The organism is Mycobacteroides chelonae, assembly GCF_016767715.1.
Taxonomy (GTDB): Bacteria; Actinomycetota; Actinomycetes; order Mycobacteriales; family Mycobacteriaceae; genus Mycobacterium; species Mycobacterium gwanakae.
In genome coordinates this window covers 4,156,072-4,169,824 of record NZ_CP050145.1, presented here as the reverse complement: position 1 = coordinate 4,169,824, position 13,753 = coordinate 4,156,072, and the positions used below count along the sequence as shown (strand labels likewise).

Genomic DNA, 13,753 nt, shown 5'->3' with positions numbered 1-13,753 from the left:
GCCGAATAGAGGACAACCTCGGGCACGCGGCTGGTGCCGTAACCTGCGGCGATGCCGCGGCACGTGGCAATATGACAAGTATCGGGTACTTTCAGTATCGATAACTTTGTGTATCGAATATCTGGCTTGTCAAAGGAGCTTCATGCCCGAGCTGCTGCCCCCGCGTGTTCTCGCGCCTTCGGAGTCCGTGTTCGTCGTCTCGGGTACCACGGTGGCTCAACATTGCTATGGCACGGGCGCACTGGAGGATGTCGCGTTTGAGGGGGCCCTCGACGACCTCGTGGGCATGTACCCGTTATTGGGCGGTCGAATCCATGTTTCGCGCAAAGGTTTTGAACTTCGATTCACGGGTCGCGAACGGCCGGCCGTCGTGTTCTGGGATGTCGGCGACGCCGACATCGGGGATTACGTCATGTCCGGGAACTCGGCGTTACCCGTTGGGCAGGTGTGTGCACTGCACGTCTACCGGTCGGGTGAGAAGTTCCGTGTGACGTTTCTTTTGCATCACGCCATCGCGGATGCCGACGCGGCTCTGGCATACCTGCACGACTTGTGGAGTCTCTACACGGGGAGAACGCGCGCAGTCAACGGCATCAGCGGGTTGATGGGTGCGCATCCCATTCCGGCGAGTTCGGAGACACTGCTGCGTGCGCGTGGCTACACCGAATCGACGTCCCGGCAGCTGATGGACCTTCGCCCCGCATACCGCGGGCCCGAACGGATCTGGACCGCGTTTCGGCCACGTCGTGCCCAACGAGCACGCATCCACCTGTCGGTGGAGCAGACCGATCGGCTCATTGAGGTAGGGCGTACGCACGGGGTCACACTCAACGGGCTCGTCAGCGCTGCGCTGGTGCTCGCCGAGCGCGAGATTTCAGGGAAAAGCGAACTACCCGTGGCAGTTTCCTCATTTGTGAATCTGCGCTCCCGGATTGATCCGCCGGTCGCGCCGACGGAGGGCACCAACGTGCTGGGCATTGCCGAGACGATCCTCGAGGTCGGGCGCGGTAGCGACGCGCTTGACCTCGCCCGCCACGTCATGGCGGATATCCGTGAGGGCTTGCGAACCACCCGCATTCACCAAACCGCATTTGTCCGTGGCGATTTCCGGCGGGCGCTGGCGTTGGTCAGACGGTACTTCCTGCTGGTGCCGATGGGAGGTTGGGTCCCGACCTTCACTGCCATCCAGATCACCAACTGGGGTCGCGTGTCGGATTTCGCAACACCAGACGGGGTAGATATCAACGATTTTCGTTGCGGCGTCGAGCTCCACGCCGTGAGCGCATTCATCGCGACGAGGGGTGTCGCGATGGTTGAGGGACGCATCTATTTCATCACCAGCTACAACGGGCGCTTGAGTATCGACTTCACCAAGCTCGTGACCGGCAAGAACACTGCGCAGCGAATCGAGCAGATACTGCAGTCCGAGATCGAGAAGTTGATTCCGGTAAAGGTTTTCGACTGAATCGTCAAACACGCATCCCGTGGCCAGTGGTCTCGATGAGTGCAGGAGGTGCCAAAGTGAAGTCGCTCTTTGACTCGTCTGGCTGGGGCCGGGAGCAGATGGGATTCACCGATGACGCCGGACTCTTCGAGGTCGCGGCGGCGGCGGTGGGCCTCGCCGCGTCCGCGAGCCTCTCGCCCCGGGCCGTCACCGCGGTGTTTTTCGCCTGCGATACCGGAATGAACGGCGGCGACCCCGTCTACATCCAGCACGTCCAGTTCTTTGAAGCGGCTATCGCCGAGGAGGTCCTCCTGGACATGGTCGTCCAGGAGCTCGACGCCGCACAGCCCACCCATCGTGATGACCCCGCCGCACGGACGGTGAACAAGTTGTCCGCGGCAATGAGGGTTCCGGAGCCGCCGTCGGCCAGGTGGTCGGGCGCGGTGGTGGCACTTCATGTCGCGAATGCGCTCAACGTGCTGCGCGTCCGCGTGGGAGTAGTACGCGACCCGGTCGCATGCAGATACTCCGTGCATGAACTCATGACCAATGCGTCTGCGGTGGTTCGGGACATGCGCTACGCCGATCTGGACAGGGGACAGGGTTGATACGTCGGGAGCAGCTGGGCAGCCACATGAGAGACTGGCGCTCATGAGCGGCGAGACCTCCAATCAGGCACACGGAGCCACCCTTATCCTGCTGCGCCACGGTGAGAGCCAGTGGAATGCGAAGAACCTGTTCACCGGCTGGGTCGACGTCGACCTCACCGAAAAGGGCAGGTCAGAGGCCCAGCGCGGTGGTGAGCTGCTGGCTCAGCAGGGACTGCTGCCGGACATTCTGTTCACCTCGCTGCTGCGCCGCGCGATCAACACCGCGCATTTGGCCCTCGACACCGCTGATCGGCTCTGGATCCCGGTGGTGCGGGACTGGCGCCTCAACGAGCGCCACTACGGTGCGCTGCAGGGTCTGGACAAGGCCGAAACCAAGGCCAAGTACGGCGAGGACCAGTTCATGGCCTGGCGCCGCAGCTATGACACCCCGCCGCCGCCCATCGAGCGGGGCAGCCACTACAGCCAGGATCAGGATCCTCGCTACGCCGATATCGGCGGTGGACCGCTCACCGAATGCCTGGCCGATGTGGTGGCGCGATTCGTGCCGTACTACGAGGAGGCCATTGTGCCGGAACTTCGTGCGGGTAAGACGGTTCTGGTTGCCGCCCACGGTAATTCGCTGCGGGCCCTGGTGAAGTACCTCGACGGGATCTCCGACGAGGAGATCGTGGGACTGAACATCCCCACGGGTATTCCGTTGCGGTATGACCTTGACGAGAACCTCAAACCGATCACGGCAGGCGGGGTTTACCTGGACCCGGAGGCGGCTGCGGCAGGAGCCGCGGCGGTAGCCAATCAGGGCGCCAAATAGCCTTCCCGGTGAGCCTGACCCACCAAAACTTCGCCAATCGGCGAATATTCGGTGAACTCACGCCTAACACCTGTGCGGGAATGTGTGACTTGCTCGGCATTTAGCCGCACGCTGCTGGGGTGACGTTCACCGAATGCGTACGCTTTTCGCGTGACCGCCTCATCGGGCTCTCTGGTTGTGATCGTGACGATCGCAGCCCTCGTGGCGCTTGCTGCGGGTGCGGTGCTGGGCGCGTGGTACTCGCGCCGCTCCTCGACCCACCGCGCGGCCCGGAAAGGTTCGCAGGTAGCCCAGAGCGGTTTGACCGTTTCCCAGATGCTCGAGCGCATTGTCGCCATCTCACCGACCGGAATTGTCGTCGTCGACAAACACCAGGACGTCGTCCTGGTCAACGCCCGCGCGCGGGAGCTGGGCCTGGTACGCGACCGCCAGCTCGACGAGCAGGCATGGACCGCCGCCCAACGGACGCTGGCCACCGGTGAGGCCGTCGAAGTGGATCTGACCACCAAGCCGAAGGCGCCGGGTCGCGCGGGGTTCTCGCTGCGCGGGCACGTGCGCAGGCTCTCCGATGCCGATCCGCGCTGGGCCGTCATCTATGTCGACGACGACTCCGAGCATGTCCGTATGGAGGCCACCCGCCGCGACTTCGTGGCCAATGTCAGCCATGAGCTCAAGACGCCTGTCGGCGCGATGGGCGTGCTCGCCGAGGCACTACTGGAATCTTCGGACGAACCCGAGACGGTGCAGCATTTCGGTGAGCAGGTTCTCGCGGAGTCCCGTCGCCTGGGCAACATGGTCACCGAACTCATCGCGCTCTCCCGGCTGCAGGGCGCCGAGAAGCTTCCCGATCTGGAGGTCGTCGACGTCGACTTCGTGGTGTCCGAAGCGTTGAGCCGGTCCAAGGTGGCCGCCGAGAACGCCGATATCGCGGTCACCACGGACGCGCCCAGTGGTTTCGAGGTGCGCGGTGACCCCACGCTGCTCATCACCGCGATCAGCAATCTGGTGGCCAACGCCATTGCCTACTCGCCGCACGGATCGCCGGTGTCGATCAGCCGCCGGCGCCGGGGCGACAAGGTCGAGATTGCCGTCACCGACCGTGGCATCGGGATCGCCAAGGAACATCAGGAACGTGTCTTCGAACGGTTCTTCCGGGTGGACAAGGCGCGCTCCCGCGACACCGGCGGCACCGGATTGGGTCTGGCGATCGTCAAGCATGTGGCGGCCAATCACAACGGCGCCATCAAGCTGTGGAGCCAGCCCGGCACCGGGTCGACCTTCACGCTGTCTCTCCCGGTTTATGAGGAAGAGGATGACGTGATCGAAGAATCCGCAGACGGCCCGCAAGCAGATCAACCCACCCCCCGCAAAGACGCGACCAACCAAGCCCCGCCGCACGCACCAACCAGCCGCTTACGCGAGGAGCGTCAAGCGACTACACGAGAGGAACATGTACGTCGATGACCAGTGTCTTGATTGTTGAGGACGAAGACTCGCTGGCCGATCCACTGGCCTTCCTACTGCGCAAGGAGGGCTTCGAGGCGACCATCGTCAACGACGGGCCCTCGGCGCTCGCCGAATTCGAACGCGCTGGTGCCGACATCGTGCTGCTGGACCTGATGCTGCCCGGAATGAGCGGTACCGACGTGTGCAAGCAGCTGCGCGCCAAGTCCAGCGTTCCGGTGATCATGGTGACCGCACGCGACAGCGAGATCGACAAGGTCGTCGGGCTGGAGCTCGGGGCCGACGACTACGTGACCAAGCCGTACTCGGCGCGCGAGCTCATCGCCCGCATTCGCGCCGTGTTGCGCCGCGGATCGGATTCCGAAGAGACCACCGCGGGCGATGGCGTCTTGGAGGCCGGTCCGGTCCGCATGGATGTCGATCGGCACACGGTGTCGGTGAACGGGGAAGCGATCACCCTGCCGCTCAAGGAGTTCGACCTGCTCGAATACCTGATCCGGAACAGCGGGCGGGTGCTTACCCGCGGTCAGTTGATCGACCGCGTGTGGGGTGCCGACTATGTCGGCGACACCAAGACGCTTGACGTACACGTCAAGCGTCTGCGCTCCAAGATCGAGTCGGATCCGGCCAATCCGGTGCATCTGGTGACGGTGCGCGGCCTGGGCTACAAGCTGGAGGGCTGACCGCTCACCGCAGGGGCCATCACGTACGTGTTTAGACTTTGACGGCATCGAGGCGTTCGTAATTGTGGGACGCTCCGGTTTCGGTTCGGTCAGACACGTCGATGGAGCAGCGAGTGGCGCAGGATCCGCCTCGCCGAGGACGCCCCCCGGTGTCCGGGCTTGCCGACAAACGCCGTCAGCAGATCGTCGACGCGGCCTTTTCGGCCTTCACCGAAAACGGCTACGAGCAGACCAGCATGTCCGACATAGCGGGCCGTGCCGGCATGGGACAAGGCACTGTCTACCGATACGTTGACAGCAAGCGCGAGGTTCTCGACCTGGTCTTCGACTATGCCGTGGAACGCCTCGTCGACACCCTGGCGCTCGACGACTTTCTCGAGGTAGTCGGCGGAACCGGCGGCATCGAAGAACGAAACGACATCATCATGGAGGGCGGCCGCCGCCTCTACGCGCTGGTGGATCAGGAGCCTGCGCTGCTCAAACTTCTCACCGTCCAGTCGGCCGCCGCCGACAAGGAGCTCAAGCAGCGAGTCCTCGGTATCCAGTCGATGCTCGACTCCTACGTGCAGCGGGGCCTGGACGGCGGCCGTCGGGCCGGATGGCTGGCCGAGGACGCACAGAACCACGCCGTGCTCGCGCGGCTCTTGCCGGCCCTGGTGCTGCCCGGTTTTCTGCTCGCACAAAGCCGGCATGACAACCCCGGTACCCGAGAACGTTTCGTGAGTACCGCTTCGCAGATCGCCGAAAGCGGCATCTTGCGCGACGGTGTCGTCCTGGAGTCGAGCGCGGGGAGCGGCGCGGCGGAAACCGTTGATTCCGTGCATGTTCCGGTGCCTGTCGCGTCCGATCGCCGCAATGAACTCCTGGATGCGGCGCTCGGCTGCTTCCTGTCCGATGGATATCACGCCGTCGGGGTGAACGAGATCGTCGAGCGACTCGGGGTCAGCCACGGCACGTTCTACAACTACTACCAGAACAAACGCGATTTGCTCGATGCGCTGATGGTTCGTGAGTTCTCGGCCATGGAGCCCGTCCTGTCGCGGCCGGTTGGGCGTCTGGATGCCCGTCAGGACATCGAAAACGCTCTCGCGCAAGGATTTACAAACGCGTTGGAGGCGGTGGCCGAAAGGCTGCCCGCATTGATCTTTGTCTGCACGGAGGCCGCCGGAGTGGATCCGGAGGCACTGCAGTCGATCATTCAGTTCTTCCGCTTCGCCTCGGTGCGCAGCGAGCAGTCCGTGTATTCGATGATTGGTGCCGACCGGATAAACCTGTCGATCGATACCGAGTTCCTCGGCCAGGCATTTGTGTCCTTGCTGGTCGGCGCCGTCACCCTCGTCGTCGATGACGACGGCCGGACTGACCGTATTGATGAGTACGCGCGGGCCATCACGCACTTTTTGCTTTATGGTCTGAATCCAGCGCCCTAGGTCGGTGCGGCAATGAAGGAGCATCCCATCGGCGAACCAGTTGACAACGAGGCCAACGCAACTCGAGCTGGCGTGCCGCTGCGTGCGAAGAGGGCGGCGGCGCTGGGCAAGGTTGTCGCCGGTCATGCCGTCCGCTCGGCGATAACGACGGCGATGAAACCGGTCTCGGCGGACGTCGCGGCTCGGCGGGACGCCGATATTCTGCGGTTCGCCGACGACTTGGTGGCCGTCGCGGGCTCGATGAAGGGCGCCGCGCAAAAACTTGGCCAGCTGCTTTCTGTGGTGGACGTGGGTATCACATCCACATCGGCCAGAGACGAGTTCACTGCCCGGCTTGCACCCCTGTTCGACAATGCCCCAAGGATTCCCGACGAGACGATGCACGGGGCGCTGGAACGTGAGCTGGGTGAGCTGCGTGCCCGGATCGTGAGCCTTGACTCGGGTGCCATCGCCTCGGCCTCGATAGGCCAGGTGTACCGCGGCCAACTTGACGACGGACGGATGGTCGCGGTCAAGATCCAGTACCCGGATATCGCGTCCAAGGTCCGCGCGGATCTGAAGAATCTGCAGCTGGTCACCAAGCTGGCGGCGAAGAAGATGCCCGCGAGCAACACCCAGGCCATCGTCGCGGAGGTACAGCGGCAGATGATCAAGGAAGTGGATTACCGGGCCGAGCTAGCCCACCACCAGCGGATTTTCGATGCGTTTCAGGGGCATCCGGCATGGCGCATCCCCGAACCGATCGCGCAGTTGTGCACCGAGCACGTCCTGGTGACCGAGTACCTCGACGGTATGGCCTTCGACGGCCTTGCCGAACAGGATCAGCCGGTGCGGAACCTGGTGGGGGAGGCGATCTATCGCTTCTACTGCGGTGAGATGTACCGAACCGGATTCTTCTGCGCCGATCCACATCCCGGCAACATCATGCTGCTTCCCGATGGGCGGGTCGGTTTCGTGGACTTCGGATTGTGCATGGATATGGATTACGAGGACGCCGAGGTGCAGCGCAAGGTGTTTCGGGCGCTGCTCTCCGGGGATGATGACCAGGCGTTCGAGCTTGCGGTGGCCGCGGGATTCCTGGCAGACCCGGAGGCCATGGAGCGAAGCGCCGCCACCGAGTACATCCGCGCGGTCAGTAGCTGGCATCTCGGAGACGGGATCTTGCGGATGACGCCGGATATCGCGCGGCGTTCGGTTGCCGATGCCGTATTGCCCTCGTCCAGGTTCTACGACGGCATCCGCAACCAGCGTCTAGTGGAGACGCATGCGATGGCGCGGCGCACCGAAATGTGTGTGGCCGCACTCCTCGGCAGGCTCGGCGCAGAGGCGCCCTGGTCGGCGATTGCGCGCGAGTATCTCGGCATGGCCGACACAGCCACCCCCATGGGGCAGGCCATAGAAAGCTGGGCTCAGCAGCGATAACAGTCATCTCGGGGTAGGCGGGAATGCCGTCTTGTATTTTTATGAATGGCATGTCAGTCTATAAAACACCTACCCGTGTTCGAGATCACCGAGGAGCGCCGATGACGGCCAACGTGGTGCCGCTACATCCGGAGCGTCTGGAGCTCACTCGCTCCGAGCGAGGCTCTCTGACGGTTCTGTTGCGATTAGGACGGTTGGCCATCCGCCTCTTCGCGTATCCGGTGATTGCACTGTGGGCGCGCTTTCCGCATTTGCCGTGGCCGTACCGAGTCATCGACCTCGCGGCGATCGTGCTGCGGCCCGTTCGGGGAGTGCGTCGTGTCCGGGTGCGACTCACGCACTGCGAAGCCGAGCTCATGTCTGCCGGAGGCGGTTCGCCACACGGCGCCATGCTCTTTCTGCATGGCGGGGCATTTGTCGTCGGCGGACTGAACACGCACCGCAGGCTGGTGTCGCGCATTGTCACGAGCGCGGGCGTCACGTCGCTTGCCGTCAACTACCGAAAGCTGCCCGGGCACTCGGTCTCCTCGGCGGTCGAGGACGCACTTGACGGATACCGGTACCTCATCGACATGGGCTACCAGCCTTCGGAGATCGTCATCGCCGGCGATTCCGCGGGTGGATTCCTTGCTCTGGCCGCCAGTCTGATCGCGCAGCGTCGCGGACTGGAATCACCCGGCGCTCTCGTGTGCATTTCACCTCTGGTGCAACGTGACCCGGCAGGCAAGCTGGTGCTGGCCGCGCAATCCAACGACCCGTTGTTCCCGCGGGCGGCGTTGATAGCCATGGAGCGCCTCATGATGTCGGGGGAGACGGCTACCGCCGGGCTCAGGGTCCTCGACAGTTTCGTCGAGGGCGCCACGGCCACGCTGGCTTGCCTACCGCCAACACTTCTTCAGGTGGGCAGTGACGAGATCCTGCGCCCTGACGCCGAATTCGCGGCTGCTCGGCTCGCCGAGGCCGGAGTGCCTGTCGAACTGCAGATATGGAGGAATCAAGTGCACGATTTCCAGATCGCCGCGGATGTGCTCCCCGATGCGCGGGCGGCCGTGGGGGAGATCTCGGCATTCGTCAGAGCTCATGTTGGACGGCCCGCCGCATGAAATTCACCGAGATTCAGATCGACGGCGCCGTCGCGTTGGTCACCGGCGGCGCGCGCGGTATCGGGCTGTCTATCGCACAGCGGCTGGCGCGTGAGGGCGCTCGGGTGGTCATCGCGGATCTCGACGGTGAGGCCGCTGTTCTGGCGGCGCGGGAGATTGGTTCGGATGCAAGAGGTTTCGCGCTGGACGTAGGCGAGTCCGATGACTATCGACGTGTAGTCGCCGAGGTCGAGGACACCGTCGGGCCCATCGACATCGTGGTGAACAACGCGGGCATCATGCCAGTGGGGCCGCTGCTGGAAGAGTCCCGGGGAGTGGCCGAGGCGACGATGCGCGTCAACTTCTGGAGCCACTACATCTCCTATCAGGTGCTCGCCCCGCGGATGATCGCGAGGGGCAGAGGACATTTCATCAATGTGACATCGGCGGCGGGAGCCATTCACTCACCGGGCCTGGCCAGTTACGTCGCCTCGAAGCATGCCGCCACCGGGTTCGCGCGCAGCGCCCGCGAGGAGCTGGTCGGTACCGGCGTGACCATCTCGACAGTCATGCCGGCGGCCGTCCGCACCCAGCTCGTCGATGGTATTCCGTTCAAGTGGTGGGAGAAACTGGGCATAATTCCTCCCACCTGGGTGGCACGCGATGCGGTCGGGACCGTGCGCAATCGGCCGGCAGTGGTCGGTTCCCCGCGAGGTACGGTCCTCGCGCTGCGGTTACAGCATCTGATTCCCGAGTGGCTGTGGCTGCTGGGCCGGCGGGTCGTGAATGCGGACAGGACGGTCGGACCCGTAGACCGGAGCGCCCGCAGCGAGTATGACGGCCGGATCGACCGGCAGGTCGAGGCGACGATATGAGTACCCCCGAGCACGAGACCGTGATCATCGGCGCTGGGATCGGCGGGCTCGGCGCCGCCATCGGATTGAAGCGTGCCGGCCTGACCGATTTCGTCATCCTGGAGCGGTCCGCGGGCATCGGTGGCACCTGGTACAACAATCACTATCCTGATGTGGCAGTAGATGTCCCGGGAATCGTGTACCAGTTCTCCTTCGCAAAAAACCCCAACTGGTCCCGCACTTTTCCCAAAGGCCGGGAAGTGCAGCAATACATCGCAAGCCTGGTCGACCAGTACCGCCTCAACGACCACCTGCGGTTGGGCCACGAGGTCATGAAACGGGTATGGGACGAGGACAACCACCTGTGGCACCTCACCCTTGCCGACGGCCGGGTCATCACGTCCAGGTTCGTCATCACCGCGGTCGGCGCATTTGTGGAGCCGAAGGTGCCGGATATCCCGGGTCTGGATTCCTTTGCGGGCAAGGTGATCCAGACACAGAACTGGGACCATGACTTCGATCTGCAGGGTAAGCGGGTGGCGGTGATCGGCACCGGAGCAACCTCGGTTCAGCTCATTCCGCAGATGGCGCGGGTGGCCTCCCACGTGGACGTCTACCAGCGCCGGGCGATCTGGGTATTCGCCAAGCCCGACTTCCCGATACCGCGTATCGCGCGGTGGGCGTTGAAGTACGTCCCGGGCCTGCAATCCCTGATCCGGGGGATCGCCGCCGCCGCGGTGGAGGTCGGCCTGGTGGCGATCACGGTTTACGGCAAGCAGATTGCGCCGATAACCCTCATTCCGAACTGGGCCTGCCGGGCATTTCTGTTCAGCCAGGTCCGCGATCGCGAGTTGCGCAAGAAGCTGACACCTCAGTATGGATTCGGGTGCAAGCGCCCGAGTGTCTCGAACATCTACTACCGGACTTTCACCCAGCCCCATGTCGACCTGGTGACCGATCCGATCGCCAAGATCACCCCGACGGGAATCGTCACGGCGGACGGTGCGCACCGCGATATCGACGTCCTGGTTCTGGCCACCGGGTTCGAGATGTCGCAGAGCCCCGAGGTCTATCGTGCCCGCCCCGTCAAGGGGCGCAATGGCTTCGACCTGGCCGACTACTACGAGAACAATCGTGCCAGGGCGTATGAGGGTGTCACAATGCCCCAACTGCCCAACACCTTCATGGTTTTCGGGCCGTTCGCGTGGAGCGGCAGCTCCTGGCACGTGATGGTGGAAAACGCGACGCGCATCGCCGTGCGGGTCATCACCGAGGCACGCAAGCGTGGCGCCACCGCCTTCGCGGTAACCGAAGACGCGAACAACCGTTTCTTCGATTTCATTGCGCCCAAGGCGGAATCGACGCTCATGCACGGGCGTGCATGTGTCAACGCCAACTCCTATTACATCGACCGACATGGCGACTTCTCGTTCCTGCGCCCCACCACGGCGTACCAGTCGACGCGTGCGAGTAAACGCTTTCCGCTCGATGATTTTCGCTTCGACCGATTGCCGGTGGCGGGTGATCGCGCCCCTGTGGCCGAAACCCCTACCGTGCAGGTGAACTAGCCAAGCCTTCGAGAAGGAGACCTGTGTCCATACCGCTTTCGACGGGTAACGCTGCGGTGTCCAATAGGGCGGCCCGTTGACGGGGAACCAACGTCACGCCGTGACGGCGTCGGAGGGGGTCCGGGCCGGACTGGCGCGATTAGACCAGTCCGACCCGGGCCATGCGGCGGGCCCGTCATCCTGGCCGGAAGCCCGTCGCTTTCAACACCGGAATTGTCAGTGAGTAGTCCGTATCGGACATCGAGTGAGGAGTCCTCATGACCACATCAGTTCCCGATCATCACGTCGTCGTGATCGGTGCGGGTATCGGAGGCCTGTGTGCCGGGGTGCGCTTGCAGCAGGCGGGTATCGAGGACTTCGTGATCCTCGACCGGGCCGCGGATCTGGGCGGGACCTGGCGCGACAATGTGTATCCGGGGATCGCCGTCGACATCCCGTCGGTGATCTACCAGTTCCCGTTTTTCCGAAACCCTAAGTGGTCTCGCGTTTTTGCGCCCGGCTCCGAAGTGCAGGCCTACCACCAGCAGGTCGCCGAACGGTTCAATCTGCGGCCGCACTTCCGTTTCGGCGTCGACGTTCGCAACGAGGAGTGGGATGAGGAGAACCACTGGTGGCGGCTGAATCTGGCTGACGGCTCGCTGATCACCGCACGGTTCGTGATCTCGGCGATCGGTCCCTTCTTCGATCCGAAGCAGCCCGGCATCAAGGGGCTCGAGAACTTCACCGGTACCCGGGTGACGCCCGTGCAGTGGCTGCCGGAGCACGACGTGCGGGGCAAACGCGTGGCGGTGATAGGCACCGGGGCGACCGGCGTCCAATTGTGCGGTGCCATCGCCGACGAGACCGAGTCGCTCGTGGTTTTCCAGCGGACACCCGTCTACTGCATCCCCAAACCCGACTTCCGGATCCCGGTGATTGCCCAATGGGCGCTTCGTATCCCCGGATTGTTCTCCGTGATCGAGTGGGGGGCCCTGCTCGGTGGGAGCCTGGGTCTGTGGTTCCTGATTCACACCCCGGGCGCGGTGATGCGGCCGTTGATGCGGTTGTTCGATGCCGCCGGGCGTGCACTGTACGGCGCGTACCTGCGTGCGGTGGTGAAGGACAGGAAGGTCGCGCGGGATCTTCTCCCGTACTTCGGGCCGCTGGGGAACCGGCCGACTCTCAACTCCGCCTTTCCGCGGGTCTTCAACAAGCCGCACTGCTCACTGGTCACCACGCCCATCGCCGAGGTCGTTCCCGAGGGAGTCAAGACCGTGGACGGGACGGTGTATGAGGCCGATTTCTTGATCACCGCAACAGGTTTCGATCTGTTCTCCGAACCCGCCTCCTACAAGCGAGGACGTGTGACCGGCGCCGGTGGCCGTGATCTGGGGGACTTCTTCAATAGTCGCGGTATGCAGGCGTACGAGAGTGTCTCGATCACCGGCTTCCCCAACCGCTGGATCATCGTCGGGCCCTACTCCTGGACCGGCAACGGCGGATGGCACGGGCTGGCGGATACCGCCGTCACGCACATCGTCCGGGCCATCTCCCTGGCGGGAGAACGTGGCGCCAGCCGTATGGAAGTGCGCCAGGAGGCACTGGACCGTTTCCACCAACTCATGCTGCGCAACGGGCGGAACCTGAAGTACTACTTCACGGAACTCAATCGAGGTGTGCGGTCGTACTGGAAGAACGCCGACGATGATGTACCGTTGTTGCGGCCGACCACGACCCTGCAGGCCCGCCGGGCGGCGAAGAAGTTCCCGGCGGATGACTACGAGTATGCGCAACAGAGTCAACGTGTCGATTCCATTGCGGTCCTCAATGATTCACAGGTGGTGGTCTGAGCATGGGGTGGCCGATGCTCGCCCCCAAGTATCGGATCCCGATGTCGGCGGACGATTCCGCGTTCGAATCGGCAGCCATCGTGCTGCGCACCTCACACACCTTCGATGTGCCACGTGGTCAGGTGTGGGCGGCGCTGGACAGTGACCATGCCTGGTCATGGCTGCCCTTCGGGTGCGGTGTGCGCTATGACGAACCGTGCCGGCGAGTGGGCATGGAGCGAGAGATGGGCACCGTGTCGGCACCGTGGCGGTTCCTGTGGATCCAGCGAGAGAGATTCTGGCGGTACGAGGCGCCGCATCGGCTCACCTACTCAGCGGTGGCAGGAACCTGGCCCCTGTTGCAGCTGTGGGCCGAGGACTACGTGCTGACTAGCACTCCGGGCGGCTGCACCGTCGATTGGACGGTGGCGATAACCCCGCGTTTCGTTTCCGGGTTGCCCTTGCGCTGGCTCCAACCCCTTCTGCGGGTGGTCTTCGCGTGGGGTTTCCGTCCGGGTATGCGGTCGCTCATCGCACTCCTGGAAGACACGGACATATCCCGGGATGTGGTGTAAG

12 protein-coding genes are annotated in these 13,753 nt (G+C 63.7%); all 12 read left to right on the top strand.

From position 1 onward, the window contains the following. Window positions 1-142 precede the first annotated feature (142 nt). The 12 genes from HBA99_RS20660 (at window position 143) to HBA99_RS20605 (ending at window position 13,752) form a co-directional block, all read left to right on the top strand. Window positions 143-1,465: a phthiocerol/phthiodiolone dimycocerosyl transferase family protein gene (locus HBA99_RS20660; protein WP_070952022.1), complete on the top strand. Its 1,323-nt coding sequence runs from the start codon at window positions 143-145 to the stop codon at window positions 1,463-1,465. 56 nt (window positions 1,466-1,521) lie between these two features. Further along, window positions 1,522-2,052, top strand: a complete 531-nt coding sequence (locus HBA99_RS20655) for a hypothetical protein (protein WP_131821703.1) — start codon at window positions 1,522-1,524, stop codon at window positions 2,050-2,052. 43 nt (window positions 2,053-2,095) lie between these two features. Next, window positions 2,096-2,866, top strand: coding sequence for a phosphoglyceromutase (locus HBA99_RS20650; protein WP_030096441.1), 771 nt, complete (start codon window positions 2,096-2,098; stop codon window positions 2,864-2,866). 150 nt (window positions 2,867-3,016) lie between these two features. After that, window positions 3,017-4,330, top strand: coding sequence for a sensor histidine kinase (locus HBA99_RS20645; protein ID WP_070915571.1), 1,314 nt, complete (start codon window positions 3,017-3,019; stop codon window positions 4,328-4,330). Next, a complete protein-coding gene (locus HBA99_RS20640; protein WP_030096443.1) occupies window positions 4,327-5,013 on the top strand; it encodes a response regulator transcription factor in 687 nt (228 codons plus the stop codon). The genes HBA99_RS20645 and HBA99_RS20640 overlap by 4 nt, the downstream gene beginning before the upstream one ends. A 149-nt stretch (window positions 5,014-5,162) precedes the next feature. Continuing rightward, window positions 5,163-6,443 carry a TetR/AcrR family transcriptional regulator gene (locus HBA99_RS20635; RefSeq protein ID WP_070952023.1) on the top strand — a complete coding sequence of 427 codons (1,281 nt, stop codon included), beginning with the start codon at window positions 5,163-5,165 and terminating at the stop codon, window positions 6,441-6,443. A gap of 72 nt (window positions 6,444-6,515) precedes the next feature. Then, window positions 6,516-7,865, top strand: a complete 1,350-nt coding sequence (locus HBA99_RS20630) for an ABC1 kinase family protein (protein ID WP_070915839.1) — start codon at window positions 6,516-6,518, stop codon at window positions 7,863-7,865. A gap of 101 nt (window positions 7,866-7,966) precedes the next feature. Then, window positions 7,967-8,968, top strand: coding sequence for an alpha/beta hydrolase (locus tag HBA99_RS20625; protein ID WP_070950619.1), 1,002 nt, complete (start codon window positions 7,967-7,969; stop codon window positions 8,966-8,968). Continuing rightward, on the top strand, window positions 8,965-9,822 hold the full coding sequence (locus HBA99_RS20620) for an SDR family NAD(P)-dependent oxidoreductase (protein ID WP_070932758.1): 858 nt from the start codon (window positions 8,965-8,967) through the stop codon (window positions 9,820-9,822). The genes HBA99_RS20625 and HBA99_RS20620 overlap by 4 nt, the downstream gene beginning before the upstream one ends. Further along, window positions 9,819-11,369 (top strand): flavin-containing monooxygenase, encoded by a 1,551-nt coding sequence (locus HBA99_RS20615; RefSeq protein WP_070950620.1) that lies wholly within the window; start codon window positions 9,819-9,821, stop codon window positions 11,367-11,369. Before HBA99_RS20620 ends, HBA99_RS20615 begins: the two co-directional genes overlap by 4 nt. 257 nt (window positions 11,370-11,626) lie before the next feature. After that, a complete protein-coding gene (locus HBA99_RS20610; RefSeq protein WP_070932762.1) occupies window positions 11,627-13,198 on the top strand; it encodes a flavin-containing monooxygenase in 1,572 nt (523 codons plus the stop codon). 14 nt (window positions 13,199-13,212) lie between these two features. Next, window positions 13,213-13,752: an SRPBCC family protein gene (locus tag HBA99_RS20605; RefSeq protein ID WP_070950977.1), complete on the top strand. Its 540-nt coding sequence runs from the start codon at window positions 13,213-13,215 to the stop codon at window positions 13,750-13,752. The last annotated feature ends 1 nt before the right edge of the window (window position 13,753 follow it).